The following is a 22,662-nucleotide window of genomic DNA, read 5'->3' on the forward strand; positions in this document are numbered from 1 at the left end:
TAAGCGGTTTTCTCTACTTCCTCCGAATAAGGTTTTCGCTTTATGCCGCTGGTGCGTTTGGACATCTCTCATGTTCGCAACCTCTCAAGTGTGCGCTTTGAACCTTCACCCCAAGTTAATGTCATTATTGGTGAAAACGGCAGTGGTAAAACCTCTGTTCTGGAAGCGATTCACCTACTTTCCTTCGGTCGTTCTTTTCGTAGCCACAAACACAAAACCTATATCCAACACGAAAACGAGCATTGTTTGGTGTTCGCTCAATTGCATCAAGAGCACGGCAACCCTGTGCCAGTTGGCCTTCAGCGTCATCGTGATGGGCAAATTGACGTGCGCATTCAAGGACAGCGAGCTCAGTCGGTTGTTGAGCTCGCAGAGCGTTTGCCGGTGCAGCTTATTAACCCAGACGCGTTTCGATTATTAGAAGGCTCGCCAAGTGTCAGAAGGCAATTTATCGACTGGGGTGTGTTTCATTTTGACAGTGAATTTATTCGCGCATGGCGAGGCTGGCAAAAAGCATTAAAACAGCGGAATACCTTGCTCAGACGTGGTAAAATATCCCCTAGTTTATTGGCGGCTTTCGATCAGGAATTAATCCGCCTCGGTGAACAGGTGAATACCTCGCGTAAAGCCTATGTTGAGCGCCTAACACCTTATTTTTTAACGGTGTTGTCATTGCTGAACGAAGACTTAAATGTCTCTTTGCAATTCTTCCAAGGGTGGGATTCGCAAAAGTCGTTACAGATGGCGGTAGAAGCCGGCCGAGAACGCGATATTGAGTTAGGTTACACGCACACAGGCCCGCAACGAGCGGATTTGCGTGTTAAAGCCGAGACCGGCGATGCCTTAGATACCTTGTCGCGCGGACAGCAAAAGTTAGTTGTGTCCGCATTGAAAATCGCCCAAGGGCAGCTGCTGATCGACATGGGCCGCCCATTGGTCTTTTTAGTGGACGATTTACCCGCAGAGTTAGATGCCAATCATAGGCAAAAACTGTGTCGTTTATTGGAGTCACTAAACAGCCAAATTTTTATTACGAGTGTTGGACCAGATACCACGGATTTTGCGTGGGCCGACACCACAGACGTTCGTCACTTTTCTATGAATAACGGCGAATTGTCCTTATCGAGCAAAGGTTTGCAGGAGAGTTAAATGAGTGAAAATAATTACGATTCGTCCAGTATCAAGGTGCTCAAAGGGCTAGATGCCGTACGTAAACGTCCTGGTATGTATATTGGTGACACAGACGATGGAACAGGCTTGCACCACATGGTATTCGAAGTGGTCGATAACTCGATCGATGAAGCCTTAGCAGGTCACTGTGATACCATCACCGTTCTAATCCACCCTGATGAATCCATTTCTGTCTCTGATAATGGTCGTGGTATCCCTGTTGATATGCACGAAGAAGAAGGCGTATCCGCTGCCGAAGTTATCATGACCGTCCTACACGCTGGCGGTAAGTTTGACGATAACTCTTACAAGGTGTCTGGTGGTCTTCACGGTGTTGGGGTGTCTGTTGTAAACGCGCTTTCTGAAGCACTGACATTGACGATCCGTAAAAACGGCAAAGTCTACGAACAGCATTATGTTCATGGCGTACCACAAGCGCCGTTGGCGATCGTTGGCGACTCTGATGGTGCCGGTACTACCGTGCATTTCAAACCGTCTCCTGAAACTTTCAACAACATCTTATTTGTCTACGACATTTTGGCTAAGCGCCTACGTGAGTTGTCTTTCTTGAACTCTGGCGTGGCGATTAAGCTGAAAGATGAGCGTTCTGGTAAAGAAGAATTCTTCAACTACGAAGGCGGTTTGCGTTCTTTTGTTGAGCATTTAAATACCAACAAAACGCCAATCAACGATATTTTTCACTTCATCTGCCAGCGTGATGACCTAGAAGACGGCATCGCAGTAGAAGTGGCGCTGCAGTGGAACGAAGGTTTCCAAGAAAACATTTACTGTTACACCAACAACATCCCACAGCGCGATGGCGGTACTCACTTAGCGGGTTTCCGTGGTGCACTAACTCGTACCTTGAACAACTTCATTGAAAAAGAAGGCTTAGCGAAGAAACAAAAAGTGGCCACTACGGGAGATGACTCTCGTGAAGGGTTGACCGCGATTGTTTCTGTGAAAGTACCGGATCCAAAATTCTCTTCTCAGACCAAAGACAAACTTGTGTCTTCAGAAGTAAAAACGGCGGTAGAACAAGAAATGAGTAAGCGTTTCTCTGAGTTCCTATTAGAGAAACCAAATGAAGCGAAAATCATCGTAAACAAAATGATCGATGCCGCTCGTGCTCGTGAAGCTGCTCGCCGTGCCCGTGACATGACGCGTCGTAAAGGCGCGTTAGACATCGCAGGCTTACCAGGTAAATTGGCCGATTGTCAGGAGAAAGATCCAGCGCTTTCTGAAATCTACCTAGTGGAGGGTGACTCTGCGGGTGGTTCTGCAAAACAAGGTCGTGACCGTCGTACTCAAGCTATCTTGCCGCTCAAAGGTAAAATCTTGAACGTTGAGAAGGCACGCTTTGACAAGATGTTATCGTCTGTTGAAGTGGGCACGCTGATTACCGCACTGGGTTGTGGTATTGGCCGTGATGAGTTCAACGCTGATAAATTACGTTACCACAGCATCGTCATCATGACCGATGCCGACGTCGATGGCTCGCACATCCGTACCTTGTTGCTGACCTTCTTCTTCCGTCAAATGCCGGAAATTATCGAACGTGGCCATATCTTTATTGCGCAACCACCTTTGTTCAAAATCAAACGTGGTAAGCAAGAGCAATACATTAAAGACGAAGCCGCGATGGAACAGTACTTAATTGAAGTGGCTCTAGACGGCGCTCACATGCACGTCAATGAAGACGCTCCAGGCATTCAAGGCGCGCCTTTGGCAACATTAGTACGTGATTACATCCGCATTGAGTCCGATATTGATCGTTTGTCTCGTGTGTATCCAAAAGATGTAATGGGCAAACTTCTGTACTGCAAAGCGTTAACCCAAGACGATCTAATGAACGAAGCGGCTGTTATCGAATGGGTTGAAGCGATTCGTAACCAAATGCCATTAGATGCACGTACCGGTTTCCGTTTTGACTTCTCAGTAGAGAAAGACGAAGAGCGCAACCTGTACTTGCCAGTGGTCAACATCATGTCTCATGGAGTGTCGAACCGTTACCGTTTTGAAGCGACTTTCTTCAACTCACCTGAATACAAACGCATTGTTGCTATGTCTGAAACGGTTGCTGAATTGTTTGGTGAAGAATCTTTCATCCAGCGCGGCGAACGTCGTCAGCCAGTAGAAACCATCAGCGACATGAAAGCTTGGTTGATGAAAGAAGCGTCTCGTGGCTTAACGACACAGCGTTATAAAGGACTGGGTGAGATGAACCCTGAGCAACTTTGGGAAACCACAATGGACCCTGATGCTCGTCGCATGTTGCGCGTAACCATCGATGACGCCGTTGCTGCTGACCAAATGTTCACAACCTTAATGGGTGACGAAGTAGAACCGCGTCGTAACTTCATTCAAGACAACGCCTTGAATGTAGCGAACTTGGACATCTGATTCTTCGTACCAGCATCCTTCAAAAAACGGTTAGAGTGAACGCTCTAGCCGTTTTTTTATGCCTAGATAAACCTTTCACTGATAATAGAGGTGGGCTTTCTTGTTGCGGGATGGTTGTAGAATCGTTATTACACGGCTTTGATGCAGTCTTCGATCGGTGTCGTTGGTCGTCCGATCAGTGTCGATGTTTTACTAAAGCACTGATAGAGAGCCACTTCTTAATAAATCAATTAAAAATCGATAGTGAGTACTTACCTTATATTGCTTCATATCGAGCGCTGATTAGGCGGCCGATAATTGGCGTTTTTTTATGCTCTCTGGCGTGTTTTGCCTGCAACCTTGGGCAATTCGAACAAAGCGCACCATCACAACGGCGAAAGTGCAAACAGCAGGTTTGACGGACAAATCTGACTTTTTTATCTGGGCCGTATTGCAGCCCTTTGAGTGGCGTTAGTGGCAGCGCAAGGGCGTTGGCCCAGTGTTTAAAGTCGGTGTTAATTGCCGCTTCGTCAAACGCTGGAAATAATTGCCCTGCGACAACAAGAGAGGCTAACAACTGATCTGCCAGCAAGGTTTGGTACAGAATGGGGTTGCCGCCAAATAAGGCCATATGAGCATGCTGAAGCGTCTTAAAGAGCCTAGCTAGTGACTGGCAAATGGTGTTAATAAGCTCCTCTTTATGGCCTTCTTGCCATTCTCCGTCAGGCAATTGGTAGCCCGCTACCATGGTCGCTTGCTGATTTTGCACTAATGCTTGTAGATTCAGAGGGACGCTTTTTAATTGGTAAACGCAGATCAGCGCAAGATAAATAGGCTGCCAACAAACTAATCCCCAACAGCGTACACGCCAATAAGGCGCACCCGCTTCCGGGTGCGCCTCTTGCAAAGCATGATGCAATGTATGCAGGGCTTGGTCTGGTTCATCGGCGGACAAAGAGCCGATGTCTCTGTCCGCTGGTGTGCTTAGCATCCGCCCCTCTAGAATGGGAATAAAAGAAGCCGCAGTTTTAAAAAGACGAGGCAAAGGTTTTTCCATATTAGCTTCTACCCTCCTTCGCGGCTAAACGTCCCTGTTGGCTGGCCGGATTAAAATTCATAACGACCTGTGATTTCGAAAGAGCGATCTGCTCCATACCAGCAATAATTAGTGCTGTAACAGCTGAAATAGGTTTCGTCAAAGACGTTCGACATAGAGAACTGAACGCTTGCTCCTTTCCATTTAGGGGACAGATTGACTAAATCATAACCCACTGAAAGATCAACCAGTTTATAAGGGTCTAACGTGTCAGTGTTATTCGCATCAATTTGCATTTCACCGACATAACGCATTCCTATACCGAATGAGCTGCCTATCAATTTACCATCTTGAGGTTTGTACGAGACCCAGGTGTTAAATTGTTTTTCAGGGATTCTAATAGGGGTAGTGCCCACTAATGAATTAGTAGAATCTTTTGTAATTTCTACATCCTGTAAAGTTGCAGATAAAGAGACGCTCACTTCTTGAGTGATGGCTTTTTGGATATCGAGCTCAATACCTCGTGCTCGCAGCTCACCCACTTGAACATATTTACTCTCATCATCTGGGTCTACGGTGAGGATGTCTTTCTTAATAATTTCATAGGCTGTAACACCCATATTGAAACCATGAGCATTATATTTAACCCCTGCTTCCCATTGTGATGATGTAGTTGGAGTAAAGTTGTTACCATCTGCATCTGAACCAGTTTGTGGCTCAAAACTTTCAGAATAGCTAATAAAAGGCGATATACCATTTTCAAACTCATAAAGTGCAGCAAGACGTCCGCTGAAGTTGCCCTCATCAATTGTGTCATCACCTTCGCCACCATAATCGAGACCGCTTTCATCATAATTGTATTGGTCGTAGCGACCACCGGCTATGAGAATCCACTGGCCTACACGGACTTGGTCCTGTAGATAAAAACCCAATTGCTGGCTGTCATAATCCAAATCACTGTACTTCGTTAGACCCAAATCACTAACAACAATCTGATTATTATCTGGGTTATATAGGTCTATACTTGGCGTGTTTGTAGCGTAGTAATAGGTGAAATTAGATTTCATGTCCGTGTAATCAACACCGAGAAGAATATTATGTTCTGTTTCGCCTACGTCAAAGATAGCAGAAAACTGGTTATCAATGGCAAAAGCCTCAGATTCTTCATCTGTTGAATAAGCAGTACGTGTGCCTGTCGTTTGATCGGATTCCAACCCTGTCACATAGGCTGTTTCTTGGTAAGCATTCGCTGTTGTATAGCGTGTTTTCTGTAGAAAACTCCAAGTATCATTGATCTTATGGCTTAATTTATAGCCAAAAAATAAGACTTCGCGTTCAAACGTTTCAAAGTTCTCGTCCCCAAAATAAGCGTCTGAGTCTAATTGTCCGTAAGGACTATTATCATAGACTGTGCCTACGCCGGGTAATGTGCCATATGTCCCCATACTTGGGTCTTTTTGGTAATACAGGTTCAGGTTTAGCAGAGTGTCATCACTTATTTGCCAATCAATCGACGGCGCTATCATCATGCGCTCTTCTGATGTTGTATCTGCTTGCCCGTCTTTTTCTCTGACGAGACCAATGACTCTATAATTAATATTTTCAGAGATTGCACCAGTAGAATCAAAAGAAGCTTCTTTTTTATTATCGCTCCCGACAGTAACTTCAATTGAGTTTTTACTTTCTTTTTGTGGGGATTTACCAATTAAGTTGACCATGCCTCCAGGGGGCATACTTCCATATAACGTTGAAGCTGGGCCTTTAAATACTTCAATTTTTTCTACTGCCGAGGCATCTACTTGAGCTTGTAAATTGTTTCCATTATAGAGTAGCGGTAAACCATCGTAATAAACCTGATCATTATCGAAGCCTCGGATATTGAAGAGATCCAATCTTGTTATGGTGCCGCCGCGGAGTTCCGTATTAACACCAGATGTATAACGTAAAGCTTCAGATAAACTCTCTACCCCACGCTCTTCTAGTTGATCGCTATCAATTATTGAAATAGCTTGAGGTGTTTCTTCTAGGTCTAATTGGGTTTTGGTCGCGGTGTTGCGGTAGGTTTGTCCTTTAACCACTAACGGGCTTAGTTGATCAGTGGATAGAGTGATCTCTTCTTCAGTATTGGCTGCATTCCCTGCCGAGGTATTAGTATTTGAGGACTCAGCCGCAAATGAATGTGATGAAGCACTGGCAATCGCGAGTGCGAGTAAAGTGGGTTGAATCGGCAAAGAGGATTTCATTTTGACTCCGAGAGTGTGTTTTATTTTATAATGAGAATGAATCTCATTATATTTCTCAGGAGTGTATAAAACTTAACGATTTGGTGCATCTTGAATGAAATAAGCAAAACTCTTTACTCTATCTTGGCTGAATCGGCAGCCAGTACTCCATGTAACTCTGAGTGCTGTTTGGGTCATAATTGACATCATATTTCTCCAATTCATAACCTGAAACACTGTAGTAATTTGACTCAGGTAGCCAGCAATGCAGAAACCAGCCTACTGCTTTTTCGACTTCAGAGGCTTTACCGTGTACTGGGATCACTGCATATTCTTGAGCTGGGACCACAATGCTCTCTTGGCCTTCTAGTCGCTCCCCTAAATACCCTGCCCAATAACACATTTGCTCTGGGTGCTGAGCATCATAATGTGTGTCTATTATGCCGATGGGGCTTTTGTCTTTGATGGCCGCGGCTTGTTTTTCAACGCTGTTCCATAGTTTGGGCACACGTTCAAGAAAGTCTGGGGCTGAAGAAAAAGGCCCTCGAATCCAGTCGTGCGTGCCATAAAGGCAAAGTGAATCGTGGTTTTCAATTCGGATTTGCGTAAAGGCTTTGGATTTGTCTGCCGATAGCGCATTGTTCGTTCGATAGTGTAAGGGGGTTCTTAACCCTTGGCGCTTGCCTCTCTGGCGATACGATCGAGGGGTGCAATGAAACATCTGTTTGAAAGCGCGGGAGAAACTGATTTCTGAATCAAAGCCACATTGCATCGCTACGTCCACTTGGCGGCTTGTGCTAGAAAGCAGCAACTCAGCGGCTTTGCTTAAACGAAGCTCTCTAATGTATTGAGCGACCGTAAGCCCAGTGGCTTCGCCAAAAACGCGTTGGAATTGCCAACGTGACCAACAGCTTCTTTCTGCTAGGTTCGTCACATTAATAGGTTCATCCAGATTGTCATGGATGTAATCTAAAACCTTTTCGATGCGAGTGAGTCTGTTTTGCTGAGCCATAATAAGATACGAATAAATTAATAATAACCATTATCATCTATGGGTCTATAAAATACCAACTTTTGTGTGATTTTAAAACAGAAGTCCCGTCGATAGAGAATACGTAATTCGTGCTAAAGAGGCTCAAAATGCATGCGCTTTTTCTGAATGCCTATTAGAGGATGAGTTAAGACTTTGCGAAGCGGCGTTGAACCTACTGAATAAGTCGTGAGTGTATTAACCTGCCTTATCGTCGGCAGATTAAGCGCCGTTCCAATGAGAAGTGTATTTTGATGTTTGTTGATACATCGAGAACAAAAAGGCGTCCTTGGTGCAATATGGAAAGCGGTGGGTTTCTATCAGGAAAAAACAATAGGAATGACCAATAGAGCAAGAAGAAAGTAAGCACTTACCTACTTCTTACTCTATTAATCTCAGCTTTGTTAGCTGTATTTCTGTAGTGTTGCTATGGTAAATGCCGCTAGGTCTGTGTAGATATCAAAGTAGAAATCGATCTCTTTATACTGTGTCTCACGTCCATTTCCTGTTAGCACAAGCACAGGAGTGCAGCCTCTTGCCTTACCGGCCTGCAAATCTCGTAATGAATCCCCTACCATGATGGCAGGTGTGGTTTCAAAAGAGACACCAAGTTGAGTTTCAATGGCCTCAATCATGCCGCTATTTGGTTTACGACACTGGCAATTATCATCAGGTCCGTGTGGGCAATATTCGACTCCAGCAATGGCGCCACCCTCTGCTTCTACCAGTGTTTTCATTTTGTCATGCATGGCCTTGAGTGTTGCTTCGTCGTAATAACCACGAGCGATGCCAGATTGGTTAGTTACGACAAAAACTTGAAAGCCTGCTTTTGATAATGCGGCAATGGATTTGATGCTGCCTGGTAATGGAATCCATTCGTCCACCGATTTTACATAGGCGTCAGAGTCTTGGTTAATGACGCCGTCTCGGTCTAATAGAATAATGGGTTTAACTTGCGCCATGGTGAGCTACCTTTTGGGAACATGATTCGCCTTAAATAAGGCTTAGTGAATAGTCGATTATTTCGTGTCGCGGATATCCGCAAATTGAGCCTGATGACAAGCGCGGCTTAAATCTTCCGGAGCAAGGCCGATGTCTAAGCCACGTTTGCCGCCACTGACATAGATTTTAGAAAACGCTTTTGCACTGCTATCGATGCAAGTGACTAGCCGCTTCTTTTGACCTATAGGACTGATACCACCGACCAAATAGCCAGTGAGCCTTTCTGCTTCTTTAGGATCAGCCATGCGCAATTTTTTAACGTTAAAAGCGCTTGCTGCTCGTTTCAAATTCAACGTGCTTGTTACAGGGACTATGGCCACAAAGAAGTGTTTGTCGTCGCTTACTAACAACGTTTTAAACACAGACTCAGGGTCTAAGTTGAGCTTTGTTGCCGCCTCTTCGCCAAAGTTATGGCAGTTAGTATCGTGCTCGTATTCGTGAATAGAGACGGCCATTTTTTGTTTCTTTAATAGGTTAATCGCGGGCGTCATGACAACCTCGTCGTTATTTCTGCCAAAACATAGGGGTAAATAATACCAGCAAGGTGAAGACTTCTAAACGACCTAGCAACATAGAAAAACACAGCATCCATTTGGCAGGGTCATTGACCCCAGCAAAGGTACTTGAAACACTGCCAAGCCCAGGGCCTAGGTTGTTCAAAGTCGCTGCAACCGCAGACCAAGCGGTGACTTGGTCGAGCCCCGTTGCCATTAACCCGATCATCAAGATGACATAGACCAACAGGTACGCGGAGAAAAAGCCCCATACCGCTGACACCACTCGTTCTTGAATGGCTTTGCCACCCACCTTAACGGGAATAACCGCATTTGGGTGTACGAGGCGTTGAATTTCACGCAGTCCCTGCTTGAGGATCAGCAGAATCCGAATGACCTTCATACCGCCACCAGTAGAGCTCGCACAGCCGCCAGCAAATGAGGTGACAATCAATAAGAAGGGTAAGAAATGCGGCCAGGTTGAGAAGTCCGAAGTACCAAACCCTGAGGTTGTGGCGATCGAGACACTTTCAAATACAGCGTAACGCAATGACGAGCCCCAGTCATAGGTGGAGGTCATGGCGAGAACAAACGTAGACAACGAAATGGTACAAAGCAGGATAAAGAGGAAGAAGCGTGCCTCAGGGTCCATTAGGTAATGCAATACGCTTTTGTGTCGCCAGGCGTGAAAATGCAGCGCGAAGTTAAACGCTGAAACCACCATGAAGAAGGTGGCAATCATCTCTATCGGCACACTATTAAAATAACCAATACTGTCATCATGAGTGGAAAAACCACCGATCGCAACGGTCGAGAAACTGTGACAAATAGCATCAAATAGGCTCATTCCTGCAACCCAATAGCCTATCGCACAAACGCACGTGAGCGTGGCATAAATGTACCAAAGTGCTTTGGCGGTTTCGGCAATACGAGGCGTCAGCTTGGTGTCTTTTACTGGGCCTGGTGTTTCTGCTCGGTAAAGCTGCATACCACCTATGCCTAACATAGGCATGATAGCCACGGCCAAAACGATAATCCCCATCCCGCCTAACCAGGTTAACAATTGACGGTAAAAGAGAATGGATTTAGGCAGATCATCAATGCCTGTCAGTATGGTTGCACCGGTTGTGGTTAAGCCTGAGATGGATTCAAACAGAGCATCGGTAAAAGACAGATCTGGTGTGTCCGCCAAGAAGAAAGGGACTGAGCCGAAGAAGCCAAGTACTGTCCAGAATAGAACGGTAATTAAGAAGCCATCGCGGATTTTGAGCTCGCCTCTATGATTCCGCACAGGAAACCAAAGAAGGAAACCGCCGACTAGGTTGATGCACATAGCATAAACAAAGGAGTCTAATACTCCATCGGAATAAATTAAGGAGACAATCATTGGCGGAATTAAGGAGAGGCTAAATACCATCACCAACAAACCAATAACCCGCAAAATTACTTTAATGTGCATAGTTGCTTCCTAGCTCAGACTCTGCCGAGTCTGGCTTAATTTAATCACCTAGCTGAAGGTCTTCTTATTTTCAGCGCTTTTTTATGTGTGGCTTTACTCAGTGTTCACACGATAAAAAAGCAAGGTTGGTTATTTAAAAGAAGGTTAATCCCACTTGGAATAGTTGCTCTACAGCAGGGATCTGTTTCTTATTCGAGACGAAAATAATCACGTGATCTTCAGCTTGAATGACCACATCACCAGTGGCTAGGATGATGTCATCATCACGGACTACTGCGCCTATCGTCGCGCCTTCTGGTAGGTTGATTTTGGCTATGCTTCGGCCAACCACTTTTGACGAACGAATGTCCCCATGGGCCACCGCCTCTAATGCCTCTGCTGCGCCTTTGCGCATAGAGTGAACGTTGACGACGTCGCCACGACGAATATAACTCAACAAGGAGCTGATCGTTGTTTGCTGTGGCGAGATGGCGATATCGATCATACCTTCTTGCACTATATCGACATAGGCAGGGTTATTGATGATGGTCATTACCGTGCGTACGCCTAATACTTTCGCCAGCATAGACGACATGATGTTGGCTTCGTCGTTATTGGTCAGTGCACAGAACACATCGGTAGATTCTATGTTTTCTTCTAACAGCAATTCTTTTTTCGACGCGTCTCCGTTAAGGACGATCGTGCTGTCTAGGTTCTCTGATAAATAACGGCAGCGCTCTAAATCCCGCTCAATGATTTTGACACGGTATTCTTTTTCTAAGCTCTGCGCCAAACGCTCACCAATGTTGCCACCGCCAGCAATAATGATGCGACGATAAGGTGTGTCTAGCGGGCGCAACTCACTCATTACATCCAGCACATCGCGTTGTGGCGTGAGGAAGAAGACTTCATCATTGGCTCGAATGCAGGTATTGCCATCGGGTTTTATAGATTGACCATCGCGATAAATAGCGGCTATTCGGGTTTGAATCGACGGCATGTGTTCGCGTAAATAGCTGATTGGCTGATCAATCAGTGGACCGCCCTTTTCTGCTTTTACGACGACGAGCTGAACCTTGCCATCGGCAAATTCCATCACTTGCAATGCACCAGGGTAACGAATTAAGCGACTTAAGTGTTTGGTCACTTCTTTTTCTGGACTGATACGTACATCGATAGGCAAAGCCTGATCGTTAAACAGTTCAGGGTAACCGGCATAGGCGCTGGAACGAACTCGGCCAATTTTGGTTGGTGTTTTAAATAGTGTGTGGGCAACTTGGCAAGCCACCATGTTGGTTTCGTCTTGGTTGCTCACCGCGATAAGCATATCGGCATCATTGCAGCCGGCTTGTGCCAGTACCGCCGGATGCGAACCGCTGCCTTCAACCGTTTGAATATCTAAACGGTCTTGCAGCTCTCTTAAGCGCGTTAGATCAGGGTCAATGACGGTAATATCATTGTCTTCATTTGCGAGATTCTCAGCCAGAGTAGCGCCAACTTGGCCTGCCCCAATAATGATGATTTTCATAGTTTGCCTTAGAGCACAATGTTAAATACGGGCTCTTTTTCTGGTTATTCTTGTTGGCTCATATGAGTGCCAAAACCGATTTTGAGTTGCCCTCTATGTTAGGCCGAAATTTAGCCACTTCAACCAATTATTTAACGACATCTCTGAAATAGTGAAAAAAATACACTTTTGTCTTTGCCTAGGAAGTAAAACCTCACCTTGCCTGTACTTCCTCGTACACACAATGATTCTTTAATGTGTGTACGAGCGACGTATCAAGGTGATGGGTTTATGAGTTCACTGACTTTTTTATGCGTAAAAAAATGCCCAGATAATAGAATTGTTTCATGTGAAACAACTATCTGGGCAGGTTTATCTGAGCACATTTTTAATGGTAGTGGATCTAGCACTAAAGTGCGTTTTCGTAAATTAGCCTAGACGATATTTTTCTGAATTAAACAGTAATAAAAACCATCGTTGCCTTTGATCGTCGGGAAGAGTTGTTGGCCGTGTGACACAGAGACTCCCGAGGCTACATTCAATACCGAGTTTAATGCATTCAATGGCACTTCTTTGGCATCGTCATGAGAAGTCAGAAAAGCAGCAACCTGCTGTTCGTTTTCTTCGGGCATCAGAGAGCAGGTTGCGTAAAGAAGGTGGCCGCCAGGTTTTAAGGTGGTCCAAACTTGCGCCAAAATTGTTTTTTGAATGGTGACGAGTTCATCTATGTCTGCAGGCTTGCGGTTTATTTTGATGTCTGGATTCCGACGAATGACACCAGTAGCGGAACAAGGCACATCAAGAAGAATTTTGTCGAATTGCGCCCCATCCCACCAAGTATCAAGATCCCCAGCATCGGCACATTGTAGGTTCGCCATGAGTCCAATGCGTTCCAAATTGGCTTCGATTTTTTCTAAGCGCCATGGTTCTAATTCAACGGCGGTTAGATCGAGCGTTTCTTCTTGGTCTTGCTTCGCGGCTGCAAATTCCAATAGATGACCTGTTTTACCTCCAGGCGCAGCACAGGCGTCCAATACATGTTCCCCTACCTCAGGAGCCAGAATATGGGCAGCAAGTTGAGCAGACTCGTCTTGTACGCTAGAAAAGCCTTCATCGAATTCAGGTAACTCATTTACTCTAACAGCAGATCTTAGGTACAAAGCGGTAGGAGAAAGCTGACCATTTTCTGAGTCTATACCCTCTTCAGCCATTTGTGCCTTGTATGTTTCACGTGAAACTTGGCTCTCGTTAACGCGAATGCACATTGGAGGGTGCGCGTTGCTGGCTTCTATTATCTGTTCAAATTGCTCTGGCCAATGTTTTTTGAAACGCTTAACCAGCCATTTAGGTTGGTTGTACTCAACGGATGGCATGGCCTCCAGTTCTTCAATGATATCATCGGCTTCGCGTTGGTAGCGGCGTAGTACTGCATTGATGAGTTTGGTTGCCCAATCTTTATTAAGTATGCGACAGGCTTCGACGGTTTCGTTTACCGCCGCATGATCTGGCGTATTCATGTATCCCAGTTGATACAGGCCAATCAATAACGCGGCATAAAGGTCCATGTCCTTTTCTTCGAAAGGATGGTTTAAAAGGTGCAGCGCAATACTGTTTAATAAAGGGTACTGACGGCAAACGCCAAAGCACAATTCCTTTAGCAGCGGAATATGCTCACTGGCCACATCGTGTTGGTGGCGTGCTAGTTGAGTACTCAAAGAACCTTGTTGTAACAAGATATTCGTCACTACTTGAATCGCGACCTGACGAGCACTGTGCTGGATAGAAGGTACATCTGTTGGTTTCATGATAATGACTCTACTAGGCCGAAGTGTTGACCAATTTGTAAGGCGGCTTTGTGTTTGCCGTTTAATGCGTCTTGGATTTTCATGCGTTTGCCACCGGCAAATTGCACTTCAGTAATTCGAACGCTGCCTTGTCCTGTTGCCACAATAACACCCTCTTTACTGACCACTAGAATTTCGCCAGGCGCTGCGTTTTCGGATTCCACGTTAGCCAATTCTGCCCCATGGATCTTCATCACCCCTTCGCTGCTTTGTGTGAAAGCCGATGGCCAAGGAGATAAGCCTCTGACTTGGCGCTCTATTAATTCAGCGGCTTGTTGCCATTGAAGCTCACCTTCTTGCTTCGTGAGTTTCGCCGCATAGTTACTCAAGCTATCATCTTGTTTTTCTGCAACCAGCTCGCCTTTTTTGAGTTTCTCAAGAGCATCAACCAGCGCTTCTCCTCCCAGTGTTGCCAACTTGTCGTGCAGGCTTGCAGAAGTGTCTGTTGGCTTAATATCACAATAAGCTTTTAGCAGCATGTCGCCGGTGTCCAGCCCCACATCCATTTGCATAATAGTAATGCCCGTTGTTTCATCGCCAGCGATGAGCGCACGGTGAATAGGCGCAGCACCACGCCAGCGTGGCAAGATAGAGCCATGCACATTAAGGCAACCTAGTTTTGGTGTATCGAGTACGGCCTTTGGCAAAATGATGCCATAAGCCGCCACTATCATGATGTCAGCATTTAGAGCGGCTAACGCGGCCTTGTCTTCTTCTGACTTAAAGTTCACGGGTTGGAAAACGGGAATGTCGTGCTCAAGCGCCAGTTGTTTAACCGGACTTGCTACAAGTTTGTGGCCACGCCCAGCAGGACGATCTGGCTGGGTATAGACACCAACCAACTCATAGTGATTTTGTTCTTGATTATCTAATAACGCTTGAAGACTGGTGGCAGCAAATTCGGGTGTGCCTGCAAAAACAATACGCAGCGGTGAGGTAGTCATTTGGTTTCCTTTAACGAAAAAATCAGGCCGAGGCCTGATTTACAAAACGGGTATTAATGGGCTGAACGGCGGCCTTTGATAGCGCTCTAGTACGACTGACTGTCGCCGTTGAAGCGAGCGCTATGTACATCAAAGTTTAATCGCGTTTTTTCTGAGCTTTAACCAGTTTGGTTTTGATTCGATTGCGCTTTAATGGTGACAGGTAATCAACCATTAATTTGCCATCTAGATGGTCAACTTCATGCTGTACACAAACCGCCATTAGCTCATCAACCTTCATTTCGAACGGTTTGCCGTTACGATCAAGCGCTTTCACAATGACTTCTGCGGCACGGTAAATATGTTCATAAAAACCAGGCACAGATAAGCAGCCTTCTTGGAATTCATTAGGCTCGTCATTGATGATTTCAAACTCAGGGTTAATGAACACAAGCGGCTCATTACGCTCTTCTGAGAAATCCATGACAACAAGACGGTAATGGTAATCCACTTGTGTCGCTGCCAGTCCCAAACCATTCTCATCGTACATGGTATCTAGCATGTCATCGATTTGGGTTTGTAATTCAGGTGTGAAGTCTGTAATGGGTTCTGCGACTTTACGAAGACGCGGATCCGGGTATTCAAGTACGGGTAAAACTGCCATGATCTTTTCCAATATGTCTTATATTCGTCGGTCTCGCCATTTTTGGTTCGACTCTTTGCTTTCCTATATTGTACCGCAAGTCACTGAGATGGGCATTGCTGTGATGCCGGTTTTTTAAGCAATTCGATACAATCGACTTAATAGAATCTGTCTATTTCATCGTTTTTAATGGCAAAAAAGCAATTTTCAATCTAGACCAAGATAGGGGCATTGTAAAAATATCGGCCGCTATTTGTTTCACTGTCGCAAGGATGCACAGCAATATGACCACTTCTTCTCGTTTACTTGGAGGGCTGAATCACGAAGATTGGCTCAGCCTGAGTTTTTTGTCTGGCATTGGGCCGGCTCGCTTATCTCGCCTGTTCACCTATTTTGATCAACTCGATCGTATGCAAGAGACCGATTTATTGTCTGAGACGGATGCTCAACCATTTCCGGATCAGGTTAACTACGAACTGCTTCGCCACCTTAAATGGCCGGACGTGACAGCTCGCGAAGCGATGACGTACCTTGATCATCAGACCTTATCGTCAGAGCAAGCTGAAAAGAAGCGACTGTCATTAGATTGGTTGGCAGACGATTATCATCATTTGTTACTACAAAGCGATCCTCTGTACCCTAATGAATTAAAAGAGATCAGTGTGGCGCCCGCTTTTCTTTATGTGGATGGCGCGTTAGCCAGCTTCGCATTGCCTAAATTGGGCATAGTCGGAGCGCGTCATTGCACGGGATACGGTCGTGAAATTACCCGACAACTTGCGAGCCAATTAGCACGCCAAGGCATTTCGGTGGTCAGTGGTGGTGCCAGAGGCATTGATACCGCCGCCCACCAAGGTGCTCTAGAAGCGGCCATTACTCCGACCATCGCAGTAATGGGAACCGGATTGTTTATGCATTATCCGAAACAAAACAAAGGCTTGTTTCAAGAGATTGTAGCCCAGGGTGGTTGCTTAGTCAGCGAGTACCCATTGATGACCGAAGTTCGCCCTCACCTATTTCCGCCTCGAAATCGAATCATCAGTGGTTTGAGTATGGGCGTGTTAGTCACAGAAGCCTCGCCAAAAAGTGGCTCTCTTATCAGTGCTAATTATGCCGTGCAACAAAATCGCGAGGTCTTTGCATTGCCTGGGCGAGTGAAAGACGCTCAGGCAGAAGGGTGTCATCAATTGATACGCCAAGGTGCCATATTGGTTCGTCATGCTGAGGATATTTTAGATGAGATTCTACCCGCTAGCCGCCTCCAAAATGGAGAAACGGCCGGCACGAAAGTAACGAAATCCACAGAGAAAAAATCCATCAAGGGAGGTAATAACAGGCGCATTGTTTCACGGGAAACATTGTTAAAACAAGCAGCTGGACAGACCAAAAGACAGTTAACAGAAGATGCGGCCAACACAAAAGACACGGCGTTTTCTTTGATTGAAATAAATCCTAAAAAGGCGTTACCCGCGCATTTGTCGGACAATGCTCGAACTGTGGCCGCGCTATTAGAGACAGAGTCTCAAGCGATGGATTTTGATGCTCTAGTGCGGCATACGCAGTTAGCGGCTCCCAGCATGATGCAGGTTTTGATGGAGCTGGAGCTTTGTCAGTGCATCGAGAACCGCCACGGTGTGTATGTGCGCTGTTGAGGCGCTTTTATTCGGTGCCGCTAAAAATGTCTTTTTTAAGCTGCTTAATATCGCGACGTTCTTTTTTATTGGGTTTGTGGTCTGACATGATGCGGCCGCCAAACGACTTGTGTTCCAGTGCTCTTTTTTCTCGTTTCTCTACGGATTCAGGTGTTTCCTCGTAGAGCAATTGCGCTTCTGGTGCGCCACGGCGTTGCCCACTAATGGCTTTGATTTCGACGACCTTTTCATCCCAACCAAGGCGTAAACCAATCAGAGCTCCAACTTCGACATTGCGGCTGGCTTTGCCTTTGCTGCCATTGTAAGTGACCTTACCGCCATCAATCGCGTCCTTACAAAGAGAGCGCGTTTTAAAAAATCGTGCGGCCCAAAGCCATTTATCCAAACGTACTGCTTGTGGTGCTGGTTGTTTTTCTGCTTTACTCATAAGTTACGTATTGATCCAATTTTGTTTATTGTCATGTTCGAGGCTGTTATGCGGGATGTAAGTCATCACCCTATTTTCCAAGCGTTACAAAAAATAATACACGATGCCGCCGATGTGATCATGGAAATTTATCAGCGTGCCGATTTGGGTATTGAGCAAAAGTCAGACCATAGTCCCGTGACGGCAGCGGACATTGCAGCCCACAGAACGATTTTGGCGGGCTTGAACGCCATGGCACCGGATGTGCCTGTGTTATCAGAAGAAGGCGTGGTGCCTTTTGAAGAGCGATCTCAGTGGCCTTTATTATGGATTGTCGATCCATTAGATGGCACCAAAGAGTTTATTAAGCGCAATGGAGAGTTCAGTATCAACATTGCGTTGGTAGAGAATGGCGTGCCTATCGTTGGAATGGTGTATTTACCGACGACGTCTGAAGGGTATTTTGGGGTTACAAAAAGCTGGCGCGGATTGCCACTTGGTGCTGTGAAATGGCAAGGTCAAGAAGTGGAAACCATTACCGTACGCAAACCCAATACACCACTGATTGCCATGACCAGTCGCAGTCACGGCCCTTCTCTTCCTGCCGAGCTAAAAGCCGATCTGAAAGACAGTTATGAATCGGTACGAGAAATTCCAAAAGGCAGCTCTATCAAAGCGTGTCGTATTGCCGAAGGCGTGGCAGATTTACATCTACGTCGCGGTCCAACCAGCGAATGGGATACGGCGGCACAGCAAGCCATTATTGAAGCCGCTGGCGGTATGTTGGTCTCTCCGACAGGCGACCCTTTCCGTTATAACCAAAGAGAAACATTATTGAATGGGCATTTCTTTGTGTCTGGTCCAGAAATCGCGCCTAACGTGATGGCTTGGTATCAGCAGAAGGCAGACGAAGAAGAGTAGGTTTTCGCTACTCTTCTTGTTCTTATTGGTTATTGGACACTGTTTGTGGGTTTTTGATCGCGGCATGGATGCGGTTAAAAATACGCGTTTGTGCTCGTTTCAAAAAGTCTGCTTGGAGTGGGTGCGTAATAGAACGTGCAATGGCGACGGTACCAACAAGCGACACAACGGTTTCTTCCGCTAGGTCTTTGACATCCCCAGTCGTGCCTTGTTTTTGCAGAATGACCGTCAAACGCTCGATCAAACTGTCCAGACAAGCTTGGTAGGCTTTACGGACTTTCTCTTCTTTATGCGCCGCGTCTGTGACTAGGAACTCTAATGGTGAAGGCGCTTCATCATCGTTATGAGTCCAGCTAAGGTAGCGCGTGACCAAGGCTTTTATATGGGTTTCTTTGTCTTCTGATTGCTTTTCTCTGCGTGCCCAAAAGGAATTTGAGGCAGCAAATTGCAACGCCGCTTCATAGAGGCTGCTTTTGCCTGAGAAATGACCATAAAAAGCACCACGGGTCATGTTGGCTTTTTTCATGATTTGATCCAATGTGACGCTATCAAACCCATAGGTGCAAAATAGTTTAGCGGCCGTCTGCAGAATCCGCTGACGGGTTTGTTCTTTATGCTGTGGCGTGTAAGGCATATTTAGTCTCCTAAATATTATCTTGATCATATATAGATCTACTTTACCATGTCATGTTTCCTTGAGTCGAAAGTAAAAGAGGTTTTCTTATGTCAATCAAGCAAAGAATTGTTATCACGGGCATGGGCTTGGTATCTCCTTTAGGCTTGGGAGTGAATGCTGTTTGGGACCGTATTACCAAAGGCGAATCCGGCATTCGCCGTTTGGCTTTGGAAGGCTCTGAACCATTAGCAACCCAAATAGCAGGTCAAGTACCTAGTCACACAGAACAAGAAAATGGTCTGAATGAAGCAGACTATATGACGCCAAAAGAGCGTAAGCGCATTGATTTATTTACCTTGTTTGCTTTGGCTGCCGCCGATGAAGCGCTGACCCAAGCAAACTGGTTCCCAACGTCGGATGAAGATAAAGAAGCAACTGCGACTATTATCGGCACCGGAATCGGTGGCTTGCCGGCGTTAACGAATGCCCAAAAAATATTAGACGCACAAGGCCCAAGACGCTTGTCGCCATTCACAGTGCCCTCTTTCCTAGCCAACTTGGCGGCTGGGAATGTCTCAATCAAATACGGTTTTAAAGGCCCACTTGGTACGCCAGTGACTGCTTGTGCAGCCGGTGTGCAAGCGATTGGCGATGCGGTTCGTATGTTGCTCACGGGTGAGGCAAAAGTTGCGCTAGCAGGCGGTACCGAAGCTTGTATCGATCCATTGTCTCTCGCAGGTTTTGGTGCTTTGAAAGCCTTGTCGACTTTGAATGAAGCGCCAGAGCATGCCTCTCGCCCGTTTAGTAAGGACCGTGACGGCTTTGTTATCGGTGAAGGTTCTGGTCTATTGGTTATTGAAACGTTAGAGCACGCCTTAGAACGTGGCGCTACGCCACTTGTTGAGATTGTCGGTTACGGCACCAGTGGCGATGCTTATCATCTAACATCTGGTCCAGAAAGCGGTGAAGGCGCTGCTCGTGCGGTGAAACAAGCGCTGAAAATGGCAGACCTTGACCCTAGTAAAATTGGTTATGTTAATGCACACGCGACTTCAACCCCTGTGGGTGATCGTGGTGAAATTAATGCGCTACGCAGTATTTTTGGCGAAGGGGTTAAAGACGTGGCCATTTCATCGACTAAATCGGCAACAGGTCATTTGTTAGGCGCGGCTGGCGGTATTGAAAGTATCTTTAGCGCACAAGCGATTCTAACCTCAACGCTACCGCCAACCTTGAACTTACATGAACCAGATGAAGGCATGGAAGATTTAGATCTTGTGCCATTAGTCGCGCGTAAGAAAGATGTAGAATATGTGCTTTCAAACGGTTTTGGTTTTGGTGGTGTCAACGCGGCCTTGATCTTAAAGCGTTATACTGCATGAATAAATAAATAAGTGTGTACTCACTTATTTTATTGAAATGGTTAATCTAAGGCGACTCAGTGAGTCGCCTTTTTTATGTAAATATGCAAAAGTAAAACTTAGAAATGACAATTATGGATTAACAAGGGGCTAATCCATAAGCTGATTAGGCAACCAAGTTACTAACTCTGGGAACATCATTACGATGACAAGAACCAAAAGTTTCAGCAATACAAATGGCGTAATGGATTTATAGATATCCAACATGGTGATACCAGGAGGCGCGATGCCTTTTAGGTAAAACAAAGCAAAACCATAAGGTGGTGTTTGTACGGCGATCTCAATGTTTAGAATCATCAAGATACCAAACCAAATTGGATCGTAGCCAAGTGACACGGCAATCGGTGTGAATATAGGTGCACACATTAGGACGATGATAAATTCGTCGATAATGAAGCCTAGCAATAGCATGATCAATTGGAACAACATGATGACAACAATTGGCGGTAATCCCAAATCTTGAGTGAACCCCGCAACCATGTTTTGCACGCCCATCAGCAAATGAAAGTTACTGAATACCGACGCACCAACAATAATCCACATTGCCACACTTACCAGCAGCGCTGCTTGCATGCCAGCCTTTTGTACCATGCGTGGTTTGAAGCGTTTAAAGAAAATCGCAAGAACAATAGCACCGACAACACCTATCGCACCAGATTCTGTTGGTGTCGCGATTCCCATGATAATACTGCCAAGTACGGCCACAATCAGCAGTAGAGACAATAAGCCATCACGAGCCGTTAGGAACTTCTCTTTTGGCGTTGGTTGGACTTCTGGAACAACATCCATAGGAGCGCGTTTAGGATTCAACTTACACGAAATAATCACGTAACCGATCAGCAAAATGATAGTAATAAGTGCTGGAATCAAAGCACCAATAAACATACGGCCAACAGAGTTTTGTGTAGATGACGCAAACATGATCATTGGGATGCTTGGTGGAATCAAGATGCCTAAACCACCACCAGCCATAATAACGCCAAGTGCTAGGCGTTTATCGTAACCTCGTTCTAACATAGGACGCAGTGCGATACTTCCAGACGTCATGATGCCCGCGCCGATAATACCCACCATAGCGCCGATCATAGAGCACACCACAATAACGCTGATGGCTAATGATCCTCGGACACGACCAATCAACATTTGGCTGGCAGCGAACATAGCATCGCCAATACCAGAGCGAGTTAGCAACTGCCCCATGTATATATACAAAGGGATAGCAAGTAAAATAAAACTAAAGTGGGTTGATTCGAGCGTGGTCGGAATGACGTTAAATAAAGCGTCGCCCCACGTCATATAGCCGATGCCCATCGCGATGCCGCCAAGCGCTAAACCAACCGGTGCTCCCAAGGCAAACGCCGCTATGATGCAGGCAAATAAAATGCCCGTTAATAATTCAATACTAATCATTGTACGGATTCCTCTTGTTCGGTCGGTGCTTCTGGTAATAAGGGTTTACCAGTAATTGCTTGGTGTAATGAATCAATCCAGTCACTGGAAAGTTGCAAAATAAGTAGCACGCTAGCGATTGCCATCATTAACCAGTAATGATGCATGTGAGGAGCCCATTCACTTTGGCGTCGATAGTTAAATTCGAGCGCTTCTTCAAACTTACCTATGCTCATTTTGCAGACGATAACCATAAAGAACATGGCGAGAGCGAATGAAAATAGGTTAAATATGCTTTTCGTTCGAGTTGAAACTTTGTTGTAAAGGATATCGACATTGATGTGCGCACGTTGCTGTTGGGCATAAGCACCACCTAATGCGGCAATATAGCCAAAGATAAATAGCGAAGTGTCGTAAGCCCAGATGGTTGGGCTGTCTAAGATGTAACGAGAGAAAACCTCGAAAGCAACGACAAATGCTAATACCGGCATAAGATAGGAAACGGAATTCCCAATGAAAGCCACTAATGCGTGGACTCCAAGACAATAGCGCCTAATCGCAGTCAT

Annotated in this window: 19 protein-coding genes; 5 read left to right on the forward strand and 14 right to left on the reverse strand. The window is 45.7% G+C overall.

Features of this window, described 5'->3' with window-relative positions; genetic code table 11:
* Positions 1–42 precede the first annotated feature (42 nt).
* Both recF and gyrB read left to right on the forward strand, forming a co-directional pair.
* Positions 43–1,149 carry a DNA replication/repair protein RecF gene (recF, locus tag E0D71_RS05190; protein WP_133002260.1) on the forward strand — a complete coding sequence of 369 codons (1,107 nt, stop codon included), beginning with the start codon at positions 43–45 and terminating at the stop codon, positions 1,147–1,149.
* A complete protein-coding gene (gene gyrB, locus E0D71_RS05195; RefSeq protein WP_133002261.1) occupies positions 1,150–3,573 on the forward strand; it encodes a DNA topoisomerase (ATP-hydrolyzing) subunit B in 2,424 nt (807 codons plus the stop codon).
* 256 nt (positions 3,574–3,829) lie between these two features.
* Here the strand turns inward: gyrB and E0D71_RS05200 are convergent, their stop codons facing one another.
* The 10 genes from E0D71_RS05200 to def all read right to left on the reverse strand — a co-directional run bounded on the left by E0D71_RS05200 (position 3,830) and on the right by def (position 15,712).
* The gene (locus E0D71_RS05200) at positions 3,830–4,609 is read right to left on the reverse strand and encodes a siderophore ferric iron reductase (protein ID WP_133002262.1); all 780 of its coding nucleotides are present in this window, start codon (positions 4,607–4,609) and stop codon (positions 3,830–3,832) included.
* Positions 4,610–4,659: 50 nt separating this feature from the next.
* On the reverse strand, positions 4,660–6,831 hold the full coding sequence (locus tag E0D71_RS05205) for a TonB-dependent siderophore receptor (protein ID WP_133002263.1): 2,172 nt from the start codon (positions 6,829–6,831) through the stop codon (positions 4,660–4,662).
* A 118-nt stretch (positions 6,832–6,949) separates the two neighbouring features.
* Positions 6,950–7,822: an AraC family transcriptional regulator gene (locus E0D71_RS05210; protein WP_133002264.1), complete on the reverse strand. Its 873-nt coding sequence runs from the start codon at positions 7,820–7,822 to the stop codon at positions 6,950–6,952.
* Between the two features lie 422 nt (positions 7,823–8,244).
* On the reverse strand, positions 8,245–8,802 hold the full coding sequence (gmhB, locus tag E0D71_RS05220) for a D-glycero-beta-D-manno-heptose 1,7-bisphosphate 7-phosphatase (RefSeq protein ID WP_133002266.1): 558 nt from the start codon (positions 8,800–8,802) through the stop codon (positions 8,245–8,247).
* Positions 8,803–8,859: 57 nt separating this feature from the next.
* Positions 8,860–9,333, reverse strand: coding sequence for a Cys-tRNA(Pro) deacylase (ybaK, locus tag E0D71_RS05225; RefSeq protein WP_133002267.1), 474 nt, complete (start codon positions 9,331–9,333; stop codon positions 8,860–8,862).
* A 13-nt stretch (positions 9,334–9,346) separates the two neighbouring features.
* On the reverse strand, positions 9,347–10,795 hold the full coding sequence (locus E0D71_RS05230; protein ID WP_133002268.1) for a TrkH family potassium uptake protein: 1,449 nt from the start codon (positions 10,793–10,795) through the stop codon (positions 9,347–9,349).
* A 133-nt stretch (positions 10,796–10,928) separates the two neighbouring features.
* Positions 10,929–12,302, reverse strand: a complete 1,374-nt coding sequence (trkA, locus tag E0D71_RS05235) for a Trk system potassium transporter TrkA (RefSeq protein ID WP_133002269.1) — start codon at positions 12,300–12,302, stop codon at positions 10,929–10,931.
* Positions 12,303–12,715: 413 nt separating this feature from the next.
* Positions 12,716–14,086 carry a 16S rRNA (cytosine(967)-C(5))-methyltransferase RsmB gene (gene rsmB / locus E0D71_RS05240; RefSeq protein ID WP_133002270.1) on the reverse strand — a complete coding sequence of 457 codons (1,371 nt, stop codon included), beginning with the start codon at positions 14,084–14,086 and terminating at the stop codon, positions 12,716–12,718.
* Entirely contained in the window at positions 14,083–15,069 is a 987-nt protein-coding gene (gene fmt / locus E0D71_RS05245; protein WP_133002271.1) for a methionyl-tRNA formyltransferase, read from the reverse strand. The genes rsmB and fmt overlap by 4 nt, the downstream gene beginning before the upstream one ends.
* Before the next feature lie 136 nt (positions 15,070–15,205).
* Positions 15,206–15,712: a peptide deformylase gene (gene def / locus E0D71_RS05250; RefSeq protein WP_133002272.1), complete on the reverse strand. Its 507-nt coding sequence runs from the start codon at positions 15,710–15,712 to the stop codon at positions 15,206–15,208.
* A gap of 263 nt (positions 15,713–15,975) precedes the next feature.
* Between def and dprA the strand changes: the two genes are divergently transcribed.
* Entirely contained in the window at positions 15,976–17,343 is a 1,368-nt protein-coding gene (dprA, locus tag E0D71_RS05255) for a DNA-processing protein DprA (RefSeq protein ID WP_133002273.1), read from the forward strand.
* A 7-nt stretch (positions 17,344–17,350) separates the two neighbouring features.
* On the opposite strand, the gene E0D71_RS05260 is transcribed toward dprA, so the two are convergent.
* Positions 17,351–17,770, reverse strand: a complete 420-nt coding sequence (locus tag E0D71_RS05260; RefSeq protein ID WP_133002274.1) for a S4 domain-containing protein — start codon at positions 17,768–17,770, stop codon at positions 17,351–17,353.
* Between the two features lie 48 nt (positions 17,771–17,818).
* Here E0D71_RS05260 and cysQ point away from each other — a divergent pair, with 48 nt between their 5' ends.
* Positions 17,819–18,670, forward strand: coding sequence for a 3'(2'),5'-bisphosphate nucleotidase CysQ (cysQ, locus tag E0D71_RS05265; RefSeq protein ID WP_133002275.1), 852 nt, complete (start codon positions 17,819–17,821; stop codon positions 18,668–18,670).
* Positions 18,671–18,692: 22 nt separating this feature from the next.
* Here the strand turns inward: cysQ and E0D71_RS05270 are convergent, their stop codons facing one another.
* A complete protein-coding gene (locus E0D71_RS05270) occupies positions 18,693–19,304 on the reverse strand; it encodes a TetR/AcrR family transcriptional regulator (RefSeq protein ID WP_133002276.1) in 612 nt (203 codons plus the stop codon).
* Between the two features lie 89 nt (positions 19,305–19,393).
* Between E0D71_RS05270 and fabF the strand changes: the two genes are divergently transcribed.
* On the forward strand, positions 19,394–20,668 hold the full coding sequence (fabF, locus tag E0D71_RS05275; protein ID WP_133002277.1) for a beta-ketoacyl-ACP synthase II: 1,275 nt from the start codon (positions 19,394–19,396) through the stop codon (positions 20,666–20,668).
* Positions 20,669–20,797: 129 nt separating this feature from the next.
* Here fabF and E0D71_RS05280 read toward each other — a convergent pair whose 3' ends face one another.
* Complete coding sequence (locus tag E0D71_RS05280) at positions 20,798–22,117, reverse strand: TRAP transporter large permease subunit (RefSeq protein ID WP_207923332.1); 1,320 nt, start codon at positions 22,115–22,117, stop codon at positions 20,798–20,800.
* Positions 22,114–22,620 carry a TRAP transporter small permease gene (locus E0D71_RS05285; protein ID WP_243711940.1) on the reverse strand — a complete coding sequence of 169 codons (507 nt, stop codon included), beginning with the start codon at positions 22,618–22,620 and terminating at the stop codon, positions 22,114–22,116. Before E0D71_RS05285 ends, E0D71_RS05280 begins: the two co-directional genes overlap by 4 nt.
* Positions 22,621–22,662: the final 42 nt, after the last annotated feature.

Source organism: Marinomonas sp. KMM3893, assembly GCF_004352855.1.
GTDB classification, from domain to species: Bacteria; Pseudomonadota; Gammaproteobacteria; order Pseudomonadales; family Marinomonadaceae; genus Marinomonas; species Marinomonas arenicola.